We start from the raw sequence: 18,498 nt of genomic DNA, 5'->3' as shown, positions 1-18,498 counted from the left end.
AACAATAGAGGCGCACATGCATGCGCCCTTACTTTTTATTAATAGTGGCACTTACCGCACTCTAACGCCCCCATCTGTGCAGCGGTGAGTTTTTCCACTCCGTATTTCTTAGATAATTCTTCGTGTATTTTCTCGTAATACTCATTCCCCTCCATTCTGACATCAGTTGTTCTGTGACAATCCACACACCAACCCATGGTCAGCGGAGAAAACTGTCTCACCACTTCCATTTCCTCAACGGGACCGTGGCATTCCTGGCAAGCCAGACCAGCTACAGTTACGTGTTGTGAGTGATTAAAATACGCAAAATCCGGCAGGTTGTGAATCCTCACCCATTTCACAGGCTTGGTTTCTCCGGTGTACGACTGGTTTTCAACATCCCAGCCTACGGCAGCATACAGCTTTTCAATCTCTCCGTCATAAAACTCCTTGGAATGCTCTGCAGTAGCCGTTTCCGGCGCCACTTCCATAATATTCTTATGACAGTTCATACATACATTCAGTGAAGGCACACCGGAAGTTTTGGATACCCTGGCAGAAGAGTGACAATACTTACAATCTATTTCATTATCCCCGGCGTGAATCCTGTGCGAGAAATGAATTGGCTGCACAGGCTCGTAGCCCTGGTCGACACCTACCTGCATCAGATACCCGTAAACAAAGTAAGCCGAGACCAAAAGCAGCACAATTACGGAAACAAACACCAGGAACTGGTTCTTCACAAAAGCTTTCCACAAAGGAAGCCTTTTTGCTTTCTCCTCAGGCAGCTCTATACCTTTTGCCTCCGCTATACGCACAAGCGTCCTGTTCACCAGGATCAACATTATAGCAAGCATGGCAAAAACCAGCACAAGCGCCCCCAAAACAACTTCATTAGAGATACCGGAAGGTTCGGCAGCTACAGCCTGACCCGCACCACCGGCACCACCCGCAGCGGCAGAAACCGGCGGATTTTCGGTATATGCAAGGATATCATCTATATCCTGCTCGGATAATTGCGGGAAGATATTCATGGCTGCGCCATTAAACTCTTCATAGATGGCTATAGCCTCCGGGTCTCCGGATTTCCTGAGAGCCACGTTATTCTTTATCCATTTATGCAACCACTCCCTGTCACGCTTCTCCGTAACACCAGCGAGAGCCGGTCCTGTCATTTTCTGATCCAACTTATGACAGGCTGCACAATTGGAATTAAATAACTGCTTCCCCCTATCCGGGTCACCTTCTTGTCCAAAAAGAGTTGTGGAAAACGCCAGCAGAATAGCCAGACTAATACTTAGAATTCCTGAAACAGAATTGCGGTGTATCACCTCTTTCATATCAATATTATGTGTTATCGCTCCTTAATTTGGCATGATTTTTTCGTCAGATAACAACAAAAAAAACACAGGTTCTTAAAATCCGTGCACAAAAATACGATATAGACTTCATTTGGGAAATGTTGGCAAAGCGTTAATAATTAATTTATAACAATTCTAAATAAATTTTAACGTTATGATTTCAAGCTAAAAAATTACTTTTGCACAAAACAGTATTCATTATGAGATTTTTAAGCATACACAGTGGCTCAAGCCTTTTATTTTTCCTACTTCTCACCCTTACCGGCACGTACGCACAGGAAGGAAAAATTAACATCCGCCAGGATGTTAAAGTTGAAAAACTCCTGGCTGCCAAAACGGAGCTGAACAAAGACGATAGTGGTGCCGACAGGTATCGTATCCAAATATACAACGGGTCGCTGGAAGGGGCTACCACGGAAAAGGCCAAATTTGAGAATACGTTCAGTTTTAACTGCGACATTGCTTTTAAAACCCCCACATACCGCGTTTATGTCGGTAAATTCAGAACAAAACTGGAAGCGGACAGGTATTTGATCGAAGTCAAAAAGAAATACCCCAGTGCCTTTATCATCGCCCCGTAACCACCTGCATTTCCCCGTTAATTGCCAGCTACGGAACATAATTTATTCGCTGAAGCCATATGTATGAAGAATTAAAATACTGGCATTTAAAGGACCACCGGCTTTTTCGCGTATTAAATTTCAGGCAGATCCGGCAATTGTGTATTATTACCGGTTTTAAAAAAGCCGAAAAAGGAGATATCCTCTATTTTTCCGGTTCCGACACCCCACGTATTTACTTCCTCAAAAGGGGTAACATAAAAATCGTGGAAACCGACCGGGACGGTAACGAAACCATAAAGGAGATCTTAAGAAAAGGAGACCTGTTCGGCGAACTTACCCTTGAATCGGACAGGCCTTCTACCACGGAATATGCCCAGGCCCTCACCGATGACATCATTGTTTGCAGTTTTTTACTTTCCGATTTCGAAAACCTGTTGTTAAAATATCCAAACCTGGCGCTCTCTTATACCAAGTTCGTAGGACTGAAAATGAAACGTCTGAAAAACAACTATACCAACCTCGTTTTTAAAGATGCCAAAAGCCGGCTTTCCGCTTTTTTAAGAGAATGGTGTGAACAGGAGGGCGTTTACGACGGTAACAGGGTAACCCTTCATAACTACCTGACTCAACACGATATCGCACAAATTATCTGCACGACCAGGCAAACAGCCACACAATTACTTAACGAGCTGAAAGAAAAAGAACTGCTCATCTACAACCGAAGGGAAATTATCATTCCTGATATCTCAAGGATATGAGCGGAACCTGTTTTTTTTACCAAACTGCAAGATAGCTGACATTTTGCCGTGACCGGATGATCTAACTTTGCAGGGTAAAAATACCGGTTATGAAAAATGTTGCCCTGTCCATCTTGTTCGCCTTTCTTATCCCGGGTATTTTTTATGCCCAGGAATTCAAAAACCACCATAATCTTTCCAACGGTGTGGCCATTCACGGATATGACCCGGTTGCTTATTTCGAACAAGGAAAAGCCCTTGAAGGCAAAAAAGAATTCCCTGTAACCTTATACGGCGCTGTCTATCACTGTTCCTCCGCGGAGAACCGGAAACTCCTTCTCAAATACCCGGAGAAATACCTTCCCCGCTACGGGGGTTGGTGTGCCTTTGCCATGGGAGATAACGGAAAGAAAGTAGATATCAATCCCGAAACATTCAAGATCTCCGACGGCAAATTATACCTGTTTTACAACCGTTTCCCTGTAAATACCATGAAAAGCTGGAACAGGAACGAAATGAATCTCATGCGAAACGCAGATCGAAACTGGAAAAAGCTGATAACCTCTAAAAATCCCGACAAATGAAAAAAAACATCCTCGATTGGGCTATCCGCGCGATACCCACAATCATTTTACTACAGACCCTGTTTTACAAATTCACAGGAGCCCCCGAATCTGTTCATATTTTTTCCGCACTCGGAGCCGAGCCTTACGGTCGCATCGGGCTGGGTATAGCCGAACTTATTACAGCACTCCTTTTACTCATACCCAAAACCGCCGTTTACGGGGCCATTGCCTGCCTGTTTATCATGACTGGCGCTATTGCCTCACATATATTTGTCCTGGGAATCGAGGTGTCCGGCGATGGCGGTACACTTTTTATTCTCGCCTGTGTAACATTTTTCTTCAGCGGCCTATTTTTAATTATACGAAAAAAAATCCTAAATTACCCTTCGTAAACGCTTTTCAATATGCTTTTTGATTCCTTAAAATCATGTCTTGACGAACTGGTAGACCTGGCGGGGCAACTTACACTACCGGAGTATAATTCTCCCTGTCCCGAGCTTAACGGGGCTACTGTAGGTCAGCATTATCGTCACATCATCGAATTTTTCCTCTGTCTCATTCACAGCTACGAGACCGGAAAAGTAAATTATGACAGCAGGCAACGGAACCGGCATATAGAAACCGAAATACCCGTAGCACTGGAATACATTAAAAATATCGGCAACACAATAAGGAGAACAAACAAGCCATTACTCCTGGAACAAACTTTTCATACACATCACATATGTATACAAAGCAACTACTTTAGGGAACTGCTCTACAACCTGGAGCACACCATACATCACCAGGCCCTGATACGTGTAGCCGTCCTGAAATTTGACCGGATAAGGATAAGTGATACTTTCGGCATGGCACCCTCTACTGTAGAATACCGTAAAAAGCAATGTGCACAGTAAGTTTTGTAAATACCGGGTCACAGGTGATCCTCACCTCTAACAGGGACGAAAGCACGGTGAGGCCAATAGCTCTTCCGCCTGAAGTCCATTCCCTGAACCATAAAAAGGTGGTATTCCCGAAGGACCATCTTTACGGGGGAAGCTGGTTTACGATGGATATGAACGGAGCAACAGCCATATTACTCAATGGAGCCAGGGAAAAACATACATTCAAAGGTAATTATAGAAAAAGCAGGGGGTTGATCTTACTGGAAATCATAGGTGCCCCCTCCCCGGTCGGACACTGGACCGGGATGAACCTGGAAAACATAGAACCCTTTACTGTTCTGCTGTATGCAGCCCCCGATCTCTTTCTCCTGCGCTGGGACGGTATAGGCAGGGAAACTTCTGCACTTGAAACAGAAAAGCTGCACATTCTTTCTTCTTCCACCCTGTATACCGAAGCAAAACAAAAGCAGCGGGAGGAATGGTTTTATGATTTCACGGCACAGCACAGGGACCTCTCCCCGGAAAAACTCTTGGACTTTCATGAACACACGGAAAAGGACAACAGAGAATCCGGCCTGGTAATCAACCGGGGCAATCTGCTCAGGACACTCAGTATCACACAAAGTGTAATAGAAAAAGACAAGGCCTGCATGAACTACCTGCAGCTCTTTCCGGAAAGAGAATTCTTTAGCCTGCAATTATGACCGGACAAGCCCTGAAATTATCGCTGCACAAACTCACCCACTGGGAATACTGGCCCTTTCAGGTGATTTATGCCCCTATAAGCTTGCTCTGGCTTTATTACGCCATACGGGCGGGATCGCTGTTTTTCTTCAACACGGTTAATCCATCTATCCGCAACGGAGGCTTTATCATGGGCTCCAAACGCAAGATATATGACCTGATACCTCAGGAATTTTATGCAAAAACGGTATTTATAGCAGAGGGCACTCCGGATGCCGCCCTGGAGGAAATACGAGAGAAGCAGGGGCTCCGTTATCCTCTTATCGCAAAACCTGATATCGGGCTCCGGGGAAACGCGGTAAAAAAGATACATTCTGCCGAAGAGCTCAAAACTTATAACAGGCAGTCCGGTTTTGATTACCTCATCCAGGAATTTATTACCCTTCCCTACGAGATCGGTATTTTTTACATAAGGTTGCCAGGGGAACGGGAAGGCCGGATTACGGGGATCGTCTCCAAAGAACTGCTTACGGTTACCGGGGACGGGATCTCTCCCATCCGGACCCTGCTTCGGCAAACGCCGAGACATCAACTCCAGTTAAAAGCCATTGCAAAGGAATACGGCGATCTGCTGGACCACATCCTGCAAAAAAATGAAAAGCGGGTCCTGGTACCTTACGGAAATCATGCCAGAGGGGCCCGGTTCACTGATTGCAGTCATATGATAAGTGAGGGTATCACCAAGGTCATAAACGATATGTGCACCCAAATACCGGGCTTTTATTACGGAAGGCTGGACCTGATGTTCAACTCCGTAGAAGAACTGGAAAACGGGAAAAATTTTATGGTTGTGGAACTCAACGGGGCCATGAGCGAACCCACACATATTTACGATCCCGGTCATTCGCTCATATTTGCCTGGAAAGAACTGGCCAGACATATTACATATATGTATAAAATCAGTAAAATAAACCACCGGTCACGGGGTCTGCCTTATCTCTCCTACAGAAAAGGGGTCCGGGAATTATATGCGCACTTTATCCAGAACAGGAAAATAGCCGGTTTTTAAATTGGCCATTATTCGGCATACAACTATCAATAAGAAAAGCCTTTTCAACGTATTCAACCAGGTAAATTCCAAATCCTTGATAATCATTGGGAGTGCAAGAAGGATAAAGTTTATCCTTCTCCCCGAATACGTTTATGGAAAAATCAGGGAAGTAGGTTAAACAATATCCTCGTTAACCTTATGGTTTGTGGCCTGGATCATTTCCGGATTATCGTATCCGGGAATAAAAACAAAAACGCCCTGATCCGCAAAGATCAGGGCGTTTTTTATATCCTGAAGAGGTTTTACTTCAACTTCTTCTTCACTTCCACTTCCTGGAATGCTTCTATAATATCCCCTTCTTTGATATCGTTGTAGTTTTTCACCTGCATACCGCAGTCGTACCCCTTGGACACTTCCTTCACATCATCTTTAAAGCGTTTCAGGGAAGAAAGCTCACCGGTGAAGATAACCACACCGTCACGTATGAGACGGATACCGGAATTCCTGTATATCTTACCATCGGTAACCATACATCCTGCAATGGTCCCTACCTTGGATATCTTGAAGGTTTCCCTTATTTCGGCCGTACCGGTTATCTCTTCTTTCATTTCCGGAGACAACATGCCTTCCATCGCATCTTTCAGGTCATTGATCGCATCGTAAATAATGGAATAGGTACGGATATCGATCTCTTCTTTATCTGCTATGGAACGGGCGTTACCCATAGGCCTTACGTTAAACCCTATAATGATGGCATCGGACGCCGAGGCCAGCAACACATCAGATTCTGTAATCGGACCAACCGCTTTGTGGATGATATTGATCTGTATCTCATCCGTGGAAAGCTTCTGGAAGGAGTCTGTCAACGCTTCAACCGAACCGTCCACATCCCCTTTCAGGATAATGTTGAGTTCCTTAAAGTCCCCAAGTGCTATACGACGACCTATTTCATCGAGAGTGATATGCCTTTGTGTACGTACGGACTGTTCTCTTTGCAACTGGGTACGTTTGGCTGCGATCTGCTTGGCTTCTTTTTCATCTTCAAACACGTGGAATTTATCCCCTGCCTGCGGTGCCCCGTCGAGACCCAGAATGGATATCGGCGTCGACGGCCCTGCTTCTTTGATCAGGTTGCCCCTTTCATCGTGCATGGCTTTCACTTTACCACTGTGTTTTCCGGCCAATACATAATCTCCTACCCGGAGGGTTCCTCCCTGTACCAGTATAGTAGCCACATATCCCCGTCCTTTATCCAGGAATGCTTCAACAACGGTTCCGTTGGCCGCCTTATCCGGATTAGCTTTCAATTCCAGTATTTCCGCCTCCAGCAGCACTTTCTCCAACAATTCGGTTACCCCGAGCCCTGTCTTGGCAGAAATATCCTGCGATTGTACTTTTCCACCCCAGTCTTCCACCAACAGGTTCATGGACGCGAGGCGCTCTTTTATCTTATCCGGGTTAGCCGTAGGCTTATCCACCTTGTTTATGGCAAAAACGATCGGCACTCCCGCTGCCTGGGCATGACTGATAGCCTCTTTGGTCTGTGGCATCACATCATCGTCCGCGGCGATCACTATAATAGCAAGATCGGTCACCTGTGCTCCCCTGGCACGCATTGCGGTAAACGCTTCGTGCCCCGGGGTATCGAGGAAAGTAATCCTTTGGCCGTCCGGCAGGCTCACTCCGTAAGCACCGATGTGCTGTGTAATGCCTCCGCTTTCCCCGGCAATAACATTTTCTTCCCGGATATAATCCAGTAATGATGTTTTACCGTGGTCTACGTGCCCCATTACCGTAACGATAGGCGCTCTCGCTTCGAGATCTTCCGGATTGTCTTCCTGCTCTACGATAGATTCTTCTATATCGGCAGTTACAAACTCTACTTCATACCCGAATTCTTCCGCTACGATAGAAAGGGTTTCCGCATCCAGACGCTGGTTCATGGTAACCATGATACCGAGTGACATACATGCCGAAATTATATTGGTGGTAGGAACGTTCATCATGGTGGCTACTTCGGCTACGGTAACAAATTCCGTAACTTTCAGCACCTTGCTGTCCAGTTCCTGTTGTGCCATGTCCTCCTCCGATTTCTGACGGTGGAAATCCCGCTTCTCTCTTCGGTACTTGGCACCTTTGGACTTGCTCGATTTTCCCTGCAGTTTTTCCAGGGTTTCCCTTACCTGCTTCTGCACTTCTTCATCAGTGGGCTCCACTTTGCTGATCGCCGGCTTACTAATGCCTGGCTTTCCTTTTTTACGGAAATTGCTGCCACCCTGTTTATTACCCTGAGTGAAGTTTCCGCCCGGACCATCCTTACTGATTCTTTTGCGCTTGCGCTTTCTGTCTTTATTATTGTTACCTGTACCTGCCTGTTTATCATCTCCGCCCTGGGCAGCCGGTTTCTTTTTCTTAGGCTTGTCAAACTGGGACAGGTCTATCTTCTCTCCGGTCATTTTCGGACCGGAAAGCTTCTGATACTGGGTTGTAAGCTTTTCGCTTTCTACCTCTTCGTCCTGTACGATGACCTTCTGGGTCTTTTTCTCCTCTTTAGATTCCGGCTTTTCTTTTTCCGGCACTTTTTCCTGTTTTACTTCCTTCTCTTTTTCGGGAACTACAGGCTGTTGCTGCTCTTTTTCCACTTTACCGGTATCTGCCGGGGCACTTTTTTCTACAGTTTCTTTTTTCTCGTCGGATGTCACGGTTTCTTCTGCCTTACTCTCCGTAGTTTCGGGAGCTTCAGGTGCATTACCGGTTGTCTCTGCCGGGGGAGTGGCGGCTTCGTTTGCTTCCGGTGTTTCTTCGGTCTTGTTTTCTTCGGTCTTCTTGGGATCCAGATCTATTTTTCCTACGGTCTTTGGCCCGGACAGGCTGGCTTTCGCCTTAATAATCTCCTGCTGCTCCTGGGCTTTTCGTTTCATCTCCTGCTCCCGTTCGAGTTCCTGGCGTATAGCTTCCTTCTCTTTCCTCTTTTCTTCTCCCACCTCTTTGGACGCTACCTTTTTACTTTTATCCGTCTGAAACTCTTCCAAAAGAACCTGGTATACTTCATTGGATATTTTGGTAGTGGGTCTGGCATCCACATCATATCCTTTGGAAGACAGGTGTTCCACTGCCCTGTCCAATGAAATATTCAGTTCTCTCAGCACTTTATTAAGCCTCAATGTTGCGTTTTCAGCCATAAATATTTTTTTAATCCTCTAAAATTTTATTCTGAACTTTATTATGGTCTTTTCACCTTTTCAAACGGGAAACGATTCTGCTTTTACGCCAGGGTACCTTGTTTAGTATAACCAAATAGTTTTAAAAATCCAACCCCTTCCGGTGGTTTTCCGATCTCTTAGTCTTCGAATTCTTCTTTCAGTATTCTTTTTACCTCCAAAATGGTTTCTTCTTCCAGATCGGTACGTTTTATAAGGTCTTCCACATCCTGGTCGAGTACGCTTCTCGCGGTGTCCAGTCCTATTTTCTTAAATTCTGCGATAATCCAATCCTCTATCTCATCTGAGAATTCGGTGAGTTCCACATCTTCTTCCACTCCTTCACGGAAAACATCAATTTCATATCCGGTAAGGAATCCGGCAAGCCTGATGTTGTAACCACCTTTTCCTATCGCTTTGGAAACTTCTTCCGGTTTAAGTATTACCTCGGCCCTTTTGGTCGCTTCATCAATAGAAATAGAGGTTACTCTTGCCGGGCTAAGCGCCCTGCCGATGAATAACTGGGGATTACTGGTGAAATTGATCACATCTATATTTTCATTTCCCAGTTCACGGACAATACCGTGTATCCTGGACCCCTTCATTCCCACACATGCACCTACGGGGTCGATCCTGTCATCATACGAGTCTACGGCGACTTTCGCTTTTTCTCCGGGTATCCTCACTACTTTCTTAATGGTAATCAGTCCGTCAAACACTTCGGGGATCTCCTGCTCAAACAGTTTCTCCAGAAAATCCGGGGATGTCCTGGACATGATTATGGCGGGCTTGTTCCCTTTCAGTTCCACGCTTTCTATGATCCCCCTTACGTTTTCTCCCTTGCGGAAAAAGTCGGATGGAATCTGTTTTTCTTTCGGAAGAACTATCTCATTTCCTTCATCGTCCAGCAAAATAACGGCTTTATGTCGAATATGATGCACTTCTGCCGTATAAATTTCACCTATCAGATCTTTAAATTGCTTGTAAATGGTCGTATTATCATGTTCGTGTATCTTGGAAATAAGGTTTTGCCGCAATGCTAAAATAGCCCTTCTTCCCAGATCTATCAACTTTACTTCCTCGGAAACATCTTCTCCTACTTCAAAATCGGGCTCAATTTTCCTGGCATCCGTCAATGAAATTTCCTGGTTAGGGTCTTCTACGTCCCCATCAGCAACTACCACCCTGTTCCTCCATATTTCAAGGTCTCCCTTATCAGGGTTGATGATGATATCGAAGTTATCGTCAGAACCGAACTTTTTCTTCAGCGCATTTCTGAAAACTTCTTCCAAAATCGCCATCAGCGTTACACGATCTATGAGTTTATCATCTTTAAACTCCGAAAATGACTCGATCAATGCAAGATTTTCCATGTCAAAAACTTAATAATTAAAATATTATCACCACTTTAGCTTCGGCAATATCCGAAAAAAGGATCTCTTTTTCAATGGTTACCGTTCTCTTTCCTTTCCCTACGGGTTTGGGCTCGCGTTGTTTCCACTGTAGCTTTATACCCTGTTCGGTAATCTCTTCCAGTTTCCCTTCGAGGGTTTCTCCGGATATTGTTTTCACCTTTAGCTTCCTGCCTATGTTTTTATTGTATTGTCTCTGGTGCACTACAGGCTCGGCAGCTCCCGGAGAGGTCACTTCCAGAGAAAAATCCGCCTCCTCCCTGTCCAGCTGGTGCTCTACATGCCTGCTCACCAATATACAATCATTGAGAGAAACACCGGCATCGCCATCTATAACTACCTTAATTTTATTGTCGGGCGAAATAGAGAAGTCTATTAAAAAAAGGGACTTGTGCTCGGCAAATACCTCGGTAAGAAGCTCTTCAACTCTTTCCTTTAACATCAGTAATTTTTATAAAAAGAGGGGACTCAAGTCCCCTCCGAAATAGTTTTTTCTCTTTCTTCGCCGCAAATATACGACTTTTGCTTTACAAATAACAATTGAAACCCAATAAATTACCACATCTCAAAAAGCCGGGCGTGAAAAAAACCTCCATAACAATTTTTTTACAATAACAGCCTGCTAAATCCTATTTACCCAGCCATTCCTTAAAATCCACGACTCTCTCCCTGCTGACAACAACAGAAGGACCAAATTTCGGGTCCAGGGACAGGATGAGCCTTCCGTTGAAATAATTCTCGATAGACCGGATAGATTCCACACCCACGATCACTTTGCGGCTTACACGAAAGAAATCTCGCGGATTGAGGCGGCGTTCTATCTCCTCAAGGTTCAAATCTACCATATACCTCTCCCCTTCCTTATGGCGGATAAAATTCACTCCTTCTTCGGCATAAAAATAAGCGATATTGCTAACGGGGACATATTGAAGGGCACTCCCCTGCTTTATGAGAAAACGCTCACGGTAACGAGGTGATTGTAATGCCTGTTGCAACATGGAAACAGCCTCTTCCGGGAGCGGGGAAAACATCGTCCGCAGGTCATTGTATTTGTCCAAAGCCCGTTTCAACACCTCGACATCTATAGGTTTTAACAGATAATCCACACTATTCACCTCAAATGCCCGCAGCGCGTACTGGTCAAAGGCCGTTGTAAATATAACGGGGGTATGTACCTTTACCTTCCTGAAAATATCAAAACAAAGTCCGTCTGCCAGTTGTATATCCATAAAAATAAGCCCGGGCATTCCGAATTCCCGAAGCCATACCACAGCAGAATCTACAGAATCTATAACATCGGTGATCTCCATATCGTCCCGGAGGCCGGCCACCAGTTTCGACAATCGTTCTGCCGCGGGTTTTTCATCTTCTATGATCAGTACTTTCACAGGGTTGGGTTTTAATTTCCAATACCGGTCATCTTTCGGACACGATGTCTATCAACGGAAGAAAGACGACAAAGGATGTTGTACTTACCAGGACGTCCACAGGTTTCCCTGTTATGATCCGGTATCTGTTCTCTATATTCTTCAGACCGATCCCCGTAGAACTTTCCTCCTGTTTTTTCCGCTGCAAATTATTTTTCACGAAAAGCTGCCCTGCCTCATCGACCCCTACTTCTATACACAGGGGGTGCCTGGTGGAGATCTCATTGTGTTTTATGGCGTTTTCAAACAGTATCTGAAGGGCCAACGGAATAATATGATATTTCCTGTACACCTCAGCCACTTTTATTTCCACCTGAAAATTATCCCCGAAACGCTCCTTAATAAGGTGGATATAAGATTGCAGGAATTCCAGCTCGTCTTCCAGCGGGATCAGAGGTTCGTCCCTGATTTCCAGAATATATCTGTAAACTTCCGATATCCTTTTTACAAATGCTTCCGCCCGTAAGGTATTCTCCGGGATCAGATGTGCCAGTGTGTTCAGGCTGTTGAACAGAAAATGCGGGTTTACCTGGTTCTTTAATCCCTCCAGCTGCGACTGCATATTGTCTTTGGCCAGTTGCGCCCTTTCTGTCTGGGAACGTTGTAACAGACTGTAAAACCTGATGGCCTCGTAGACCGTGGTGATCAGAAAAATCAAAAGCAGTACGATCAGGGTCTCTTTGACCGAATGCGGTTTTTCTACCCCTGTCATATCCTGAATCAGCGGGTTTAAGGTATATTTTAAAATCCACTTAACCACCACATAGGTCAGTAACACCAACCCGATCTGGATCATCACCCGCTGAACGATCTGTTCCTGCCTGGGCCATCGTTGCATGCACCGCAACATTAAAAAGCGAAATATAAACCAGAATATCGTGGTATTTATCAGTGACCCCGGATAATAATAGATCAAGCTACCAATTCCTTTTTCGGCAAGGACATCCCCGAAAACCAGTCCCACAACTATCGCACTTACCAGAGGAATACCCAACAAGAGCATCCACCGGTCATCGAACCCCATAACAGATCTGGATCTTTTAAACATTTTCACGATAATCTGCATACATCTTTACTAATGTACGGACAACACAAAGTTAACGAGTTTCCCCGACTGTTTTCTGTTGTCTCGCCCCATATGTTTTGTTATTTCTCCTCCGGGAACAATCTGCTACGCACCTTCAGGATGGCCAGGACCCCGGTAATTATCTTTACATCCGGCGGCGGCCCCTCCATACGAAGTATTTTATCTTTGTCTTCCAGGTCAAAGTTTATCCGGTGTTCCGGAAAATGAAAGGACAGCACTTCTATACATTCTTCCGCTTTGGCCTCTTCCTCCACATCGGTTACAAATATTTCCACAACGGACATGGAAGCCTCCTGGACAAGTAACTTGTTTTCGGGTCATTTCACTGCGCTTTAGAACTGTATTCTGTAGAGGATATCCGGAAAAAAACCTCTTTGGTACAGGGTATTTATCGTCGCAGAAGATTCGTTATACCGCTGTAAAAAGATGTTATCGCGATTGGTAATATTCTGAAAGTCCAGGTAAAATTGCTGAGACAACTTACCTTTTTTACTGTTCCACTGGAAACCTACCTTTATATCAAGCCGCAAATAAGGGGAAAACCTTTCGGAATAGGCAATTTCATCGAATTTGACCTCCCTGCCGGCCGCCATGCTCCCCTCCAGGTCAATCGGCGTGTAATACCTGCCACCGGCGGTAGTGAATTTCATATCCACATTAAAAATATTTCGCTTTCCCTTTCCTACCAAAAACTCCTTACCGGCCAGAAAATTGAGGATATAGCGGTTATTAAATGCCGTGTTCCTGCTTATCCCGTCGCTTCCCTTATAACCGGAGTCATACCAGGACCCCGTAAATAAACCGTAATATCCTTTTGAAAAGAACTTTTCCAGGGTCAGTTCCACCCCGTAGTTCCGCCCCGATCCCTCATTAACCAGGAAATCATTGTCCGGGAAACCAAAATCGTCCCCTACATTCAGCAGGGTAAAACTGCTGGGGAAAGGATCTACCGGTACTTTGCGAAGGTCCTGGTAATACACTTCCGCTTTCAGGCGCCAGTCCGCAGACAATTGCAGGTCATACCCCAGCACATAATGCAGGCTTTGTAAAAAACCCAGGTCTATATTGGATTGTACCCGCTGTCCTCCGTCATCTACGGATTCGAGAAGGTAAACGGGAAGAGGCAGCATTTGGTGATGCACCCCGAAGCCGGCAGTAAAAGACTGATCAGGACGGAAACGCCATTTCAGGGACAATCTGGGCTCTACCACAAAATCCTCATTTTCATTGAGGTATTGCACATGTATTCCGGTGTTCAGCTCCCATCGATCGGTAAATTTGTACCTGGACTGTGCATAAGCCTGGTATAACGCCATGGTACCCTCAAAGTCCCGCAATACCCTCTGCCGGCCGTATTCCGTATCCCAGGCATAGGTATCCAGGGTATACAGCTCCGCCACAACCCCACTTCGAAAAGTATGTTTTGCACTGAACTTACTGTTCACATAGGCAGAAAAGGTATACCTGGTATTATTATCGTCCACTTCTTCGGACAGGGTCCTGCTCCCGTCATCATTTACCCGGTCAATACTTACTTTGGTACCGGTACCTGAGACTGCAAGACTGGTCTTTAAATATGTGTTCTCATTAAAGGCAAAATGGTGATTCAGCCCTATGACTCCCAAACGGGAATCCACGTCAGCATCTTCATTCTGATTGGCAAAGAAATCATCTTCTTCCACATCATCAGCATCGAAAAAGATATTGCTGGCACCTCCTATACCAAAGAGCGTAAAACGCCCGAATTTACCATACCCGGTATCTACTTTAAAAGAAAGATCATTATAACCGGGGGTTGCCGTCGTACCTACTTCAAGCCCCATATTCTGGGCAAGCTCTACAAAGCTCTGCCGGTAGGAAACAACAAAAGACCCGCCGTTTTTTTTCAAGAGGGGCCCTTCTATCATGGCCTCCAGTCCGCTGAAAGCTGCCAACTGTGCGGTAGCCTCCAGCCGGTCCCTGTTACCATTGCGAAAGCGTATATCGAATACCCCGGCATTGGCATTGCCATATTCTGCCGGAAAGGCGCCCGTCAGAAAATCGGAATTGGATAACAGGTTGGTATTAAGCGCACTTACAGGCCCTCCTGTAGTCCCCAAAGTAGAAAAATGGTTCGGATTGGGGATTGGTATTCCTTCCAGTCGCCACAATACCCCTATAGGAGAATTTCCCCGGATTACCAGGTCATTCCTGGAATCGTTATTGATATTCACTCCGGCATAATTGGCTGCCATCCGCGAAGCGTCATTGGCCGCACCTGAAAAACGAGTAACTTCCTCCAGGGAAAAAGACCTGGCACTGACCGCCGCCATTTCGTTGCGGGGCCTTCCTTTTTGTTCTCCGGAAGTCACCACTACTTCATCCATCTGCACTATAGATTCTTCCAGGGAAGAATTCACTACCACTTCCTTACCCGCCATGACCCTTATACTGGGCAAGGTAACAGCAGTATACCCCATATAGCTGACCCGGATATCATGCCTGCCCAGCGGTACGCCTTCAATACGAAAATATCCGTCCGTATCGGTCACCACACCCAGCACGGGATCGACCGTAAGTATTTCTACCGTTGCTCCCATTAACGGCATTTCGGTTTGCCTGTCCGTGATCCTTCCTTTTACGATTTGGCTGACGGATTGTGCGGAGACAACGGAAGCCAGGAATAAAAAAATGATAGCGAAACTCGTTGTTTTCATGGTTTTTTCCGGCAAGTTGACATCTTACACTTCAACTTACAAGCTCATTTCCATGAATTGTAGCTAAACGAACATGAACCGGAATATAGAGAGATGAACCGAATCCCTTTTATTCTATTTCCTCTATTTCTTTTTTCCGGTCTTTTTGCAGATCGGCCCGGAGAAACCTTTCATCATCGGGAGATTGCACAACGAATCCGGAGGCCTTATCTATTTCCACATAAAGGCTGTCGGCAACAAAATCAAGTACATGTCCGCCGGAAGTTTCATCGTCGGATAGATAATGCAGGTGAAAACCGGGAACATTCACCCTACCCATATAAGCCGGAAGACAGAACCCCACCGCCGTTCCTTCGGTATCCTCCAAGCCGAACTCATATTGGTTCTCCTTCAAATGCTCTGCCAATGGCGGATAAGGTTTTTTCCCGGGGGCCGGGGCCCTGGTCAGCATCTCGGGAAAAATTCCGGAAATACGGATCGCATACATTTCGTTGCAGTTCAGTAACGACTTCAAACGGGACTTGAAATTCTCATAATCCATTCCTTTTTGTATCAAGGTAAATATAGTATCCGCCTGAAAATGTTTCACAAAGGCAACGGGCATTTTTTCTGTATCAGGTACTTTATGCACGCTTCCGTCGTAACGTATTTTATAAACTTCACCTTCGTTCATGTACAGTTCTCCGTCCAGGCGGTTAAATCCACCTATACCAAGATTTCCCTTTTTGCGGAGTTCACCGACGGACAGGTCTCCGTCATACACCCCGGACAAGAGGGCATCGATAATGGAATACTGATACAGGTAATCCGGATATTCCCCGTTATTACTCTTTACCGTTATACTTTCCGGGGATTCTGTCTTTTCGACGGTAGTACAGCCTGTATATCCCAGGCAAGCCATAAGCACGAATACCGTTGTCCTGAAGTATGAATCTGTCATGTGCGTATGTTTTTATCCCGATATTTGTTTTATCACATCATGCATATCCATAACACTCCAGTGTTCTGCATATTTACCTTCTTTTAAACGTACCATATCCATAATTCGGAGCTTCACCGGCTTTCCGGATGCCGGAATCCCCGCAAAATTGCCTATATGCTTTCCGCCGATCGTCTTTCTGGTGCTAACCATATCTCCTTCGGCCACCTGGCTATGAATATCCACATGTATCTCCGAAAACGCCTTCCAAAGCACGTCGGTAAGGAAACGAGACATGCCTTCCGGACCGGGAGAAAACCCCGGACGCACCGTTCTGTTGATAAAGTCCGGGTTGAATATTTCATCCATAATGCTAAGGTCCTTACCTTCTATAACTTCCTTATTGAAGCGGGTAATTACGGCTTTGTTTTGTTCTGTTGTCATGGTACAGGACTTAAACCACCAATGTAACGAAATTAAGGCTTTCTTCCACGGGTTTCTCAAGAATCTCTTCAAACAGCGCAAACAGTTCCGTAGTATAAGGTTGTTCGAAATGAATGTCCAGGTCTGTCCTGCTTTCCCATCGTTCGTAGAGCACAAATGTTTTCGGGGCATCTTTCACGGCATGGATATGGAAAGCCACGCAACCGGGTTCGGGACGACTGTTTTGGGCGGAATATCCGAATTGTCGTATAAATCTTTCCTGTTCGCCTTCTTTCACATCAAATATTACAAAAAGGTCTGTTGCTTCCTGCGAATCGCGGGGCGCCCTCCGGTAATGCACCGGGGATATGGGGGCAAGATCGTTCAGGAACAGGATGTCCATGGGAACGGTCAACGCTTTTTCTCCCAGTTCCAGGACCGCTTTGGTATAGGGCTTTTCGAAATGAGCATCCAGGGCTTCCTGATGCTTCCAGCGTTCGAACAGGAAATAGGTATCCGGATTTTCTCTGGCACGGTACAGGTGCATGGAGAGGTTACCTTCTTCTTTGCGGGCCTGCACCACATCTTCCCGGAGCAGTTTTTCCAGCACTTCCCTGTATTCCGGTTTGGCGTGAAAAGTGACAAGCATGGCAAATTCCGTCCGCAAAGCTTCTTCGCGGATATCGGATGCCGGTATGGATGATCTGGTATGTGTCATTATTTACAGGTTTAGTGTTATTTATTCATATACCCGGATGATCTCCCCGGTAATGCCATTTTCCATAGTCTTTACATATGCATGAACGATCTTTTCCATGCTTACGGGTTTTAGGTCCGGAAAGAGATGGCCGAAATCCTTTGCAGAATCCTCCACCATTCCGGGACTTACCACATTGACCCTGAGGCCTCTTTCCAGCTCTATTGCTGCAGACAGCACAAAACTGTGCAGGGCACCGCTTATCAATCCTCCACCGGTAACTCCTTTGGCAGGTCTGTCGGCAAAAATCCCGGAAGTGAGGATAAAGCAGCCGTTGTCGTTCAGGTAGTGCTGTCCTGTAAGTACTATGTTTATTTGTCCCAGCAATTTGCCTTTCATATTGATGAGCAGGTCCATTTCCGTCAGGGAACTGAAATTATCCATACTTCCCGAAGTGGCGGTACATATACAAGCATCAAGGGATTTTACTTCCTCATACATTTGCTGTATGGACTTTTTGGACGTAATATCCACACGGATATCTCCGCTGTTCCGTCCTGCCGTAATGATCTCGTGTTCTCCCGAAAGGGTTTTTGTAATTTTTTTTCCTATAGTGCCGTTGGCTCCTATAATCAGTATCTTCATTAAAGAGTTTTGTGTTTAAATGAACTTGTTAATGTAGCATTCCTGTAATTTATCCATCCCGTTTATAACGGCGGGAAAAGCCGTGCATATACTGTTTATGAGAAAAAGTATTCATGCGGATGCCTGTAAGGGTATCCCTGTTTTTATCTCAAAACCCTTTCCCAACA

19 protein-coding genes are annotated in these 18,498 nt (G+C 45.5%); 7 read left to right on the top strand and 12 right to left on the bottom strand.

Annotated features, from left to right (window positions below):
- Positions 1–38 precede the first annotated feature (38 nt).
- Positions 39–1,319 carry a c-type cytochrome gene (locus ED312_RS02565; RefSeq protein WP_123214434.1) on the bottom strand — a complete coding sequence of 427 codons (1,281 nt, stop codon included), beginning with the start codon at positions 1,317–1,319 and terminating at the stop codon, positions 39–41.
- 221 nt (positions 1,320–1,540) lie between these two features.
- Here ED312_RS02565 and ED312_RS02560 point away from each other — a divergent pair, with 221 nt between their 5' ends.
- The 7 genes from ED312_RS02560 to ED312_RS02530 all read left to right on the top strand — a co-directional run bounded on the left by ED312_RS02560 (position 1,541) and on the right by ED312_RS02530 (position 5,843).
- Positions 1,541–1,921, top strand: coding sequence for an SPOR domain-containing protein (locus ED312_RS02560; protein WP_123214433.1), 381 nt, complete (start codon positions 1,541–1,543; stop codon positions 1,919–1,921).
- 59 nt (positions 1,922–1,980) lie between these two features.
- Positions 1,981–2,661, top strand: a complete 681-nt coding sequence (locus ED312_RS02555; RefSeq protein WP_123214432.1) for a Crp/Fnr family transcriptional regulator — start codon at positions 1,981–1,983, stop codon at positions 2,659–2,661.
- 89 nt (positions 2,662–2,750) lie between these two features.
- Complete coding sequence (locus ED312_RS02550) at positions 2,751–3,224, top strand: YHS domain-containing (seleno)protein (protein ID WP_123214431.1); 474 nt, start codon at positions 2,751–2,753, stop codon at positions 3,222–3,224.
- Positions 3,221–3,598, top strand: coding sequence for a DoxX family protein (locus ED312_RS02545; RefSeq protein WP_123214430.1), 378 nt, complete (start codon positions 3,221–3,223; stop codon positions 3,596–3,598). Before ED312_RS02550 ends, ED312_RS02545 begins: the two co-directional genes overlap by 4 nt.
- 12 nt (positions 3,599–3,610) lie before the next feature.
- Entirely contained in the window at positions 3,611–4,102 is a 492-nt protein-coding gene (locus ED312_RS02540) for a DinB family protein (RefSeq protein WP_123214429.1), read from the top strand.
- Positions 4,090–4,794, top strand: a complete 705-nt coding sequence (locus ED312_RS02535; protein WP_123214428.1) for an NRDE family protein — start codon at positions 4,090–4,092, stop codon at positions 4,792–4,794. The genes ED312_RS02540 and ED312_RS02535 overlap by 13 nt, the downstream gene beginning before the upstream one ends.
- Positions 4,791–5,843, top strand: a complete 1,053-nt coding sequence (locus ED312_RS02530) for an ATP-grasp domain-containing protein (RefSeq protein ID WP_170164433.1) — start codon at positions 4,791–4,793, stop codon at positions 5,841–5,843. The genes ED312_RS02535 and ED312_RS02530 overlap by 4 nt, the downstream gene beginning before the upstream one ends.
- 284 nt (positions 5,844–6,127) lie before the next feature.
- On the opposite strand, the gene infB is transcribed toward ED312_RS02530, so the two are convergent.
- The 11 genes from infB to ED312_RS02475 all read right to left on the bottom strand — a co-directional run bounded on the left by infB (position 6,128) and on the right by ED312_RS02475 (position 18,331).
- Entirely contained in the window at positions 6,128–9,007 is a 2,880-nt protein-coding gene (gene infB, locus ED312_RS02525) for a translation initiation factor IF-2 (protein WP_123214427.1), read from the bottom strand.
- A gap of 158 nt (positions 9,008–9,165) precedes the next feature.
- Positions 9,166–10,398: a transcription termination factor NusA gene (gene nusA, locus ED312_RS02520; RefSeq protein ID WP_123214426.1), complete on the bottom strand. Its 1,233-nt coding sequence runs from the start codon at positions 10,396–10,398 to the stop codon at positions 9,166–9,168.
- Positions 10,399–10,414: 16 nt separating this feature from the next.
- Positions 10,415–10,879, bottom strand: a complete 465-nt coding sequence (gene rimP, locus ED312_RS02515; RefSeq protein ID WP_123214425.1) for a ribosome assembly cofactor RimP — start codon at positions 10,877–10,879, stop codon at positions 10,415–10,417.
- A gap of 187 nt (positions 10,880–11,066) precedes the next feature.
- Entirely contained in the window at positions 11,067–11,825 is a 759-nt protein-coding gene (locus ED312_RS02510) for a LytR/AlgR family response regulator transcription factor (protein WP_123214424.1), read from the bottom strand.
- A gap of 28 nt (positions 11,826–11,853) precedes the next feature.
- The gene (locus tag ED312_RS02505; protein ID WP_170164432.1) at positions 11,854–12,912 is read right to left on the bottom strand and encodes a sensor histidine kinase; all 1,059 of its coding nucleotides are present in this window, start codon (positions 12,910–12,912) and stop codon (positions 11,854–11,856) included.
- A gap of 98 nt (positions 12,913–13,010) precedes the next feature.
- Entirely contained in the window at positions 13,011–13,226 is a 216-nt protein-coding gene (locus ED312_RS02500; protein WP_148044201.1) for a hypothetical protein, read from the bottom strand.
- A gap of 57 nt (positions 13,227–13,283) precedes the next feature.
- Positions 13,284–15,647 carry a TonB-dependent receptor gene (locus tag ED312_RS02495; protein WP_123214421.1) on the bottom strand — a complete coding sequence of 788 codons (2,364 nt, stop codon included), beginning with the start codon at positions 15,645–15,647 and terminating at the stop codon, positions 13,284–13,286.
- A 109-nt stretch (positions 15,648–15,756) separates the two neighbouring features.
- A complete protein-coding gene (gene budA, locus ED312_RS02490; RefSeq protein WP_123214420.1) occupies positions 15,757–16,587 on the bottom strand; it encodes an acetolactate decarboxylase in 831 nt (276 codons plus the stop codon).
- Between the two features lie 12 nt (positions 16,588–16,599).
- Positions 16,600–17,010: an ester cyclase gene (locus ED312_RS02485; RefSeq protein ID WP_170164431.1), complete on the bottom strand. Its 411-nt coding sequence runs from the start codon at positions 17,008–17,010 to the stop codon at positions 16,600–16,602.
- Between the two features lie 10 nt (positions 17,011–17,020).
- Complete coding sequence (locus tag ED312_RS02480) at positions 17,021–17,707, bottom strand: putative quinol monooxygenase (protein WP_123214419.1); 687 nt, start codon at positions 17,705–17,707, stop codon at positions 17,021–17,023.
- 21 nt (positions 17,708–17,728) lie between these two features.
- A complete protein-coding gene (locus ED312_RS02475; RefSeq protein WP_123214418.1) occupies positions 17,729–18,331 on the bottom strand; it encodes a short chain dehydrogenase in 603 nt (200 codons plus the stop codon).
- Positions 18,332–18,498: the final 167 nt, after the last annotated feature.

Origin of the sequence: Sinomicrobium pectinilyticum (genome assembly GCF_003725735.1) — a bacterium.
GTDB lineage: Bacteria > Bacteroidota > Bacteroidia > Flavobacteriales > Flavobacteriaceae > Sinomicrobium > Sinomicrobium pectinilyticum.
Note: the sequence above shows the minus strand (reverse complement) of the source record. Positions and strands in the feature narration are given on the sequence as shown.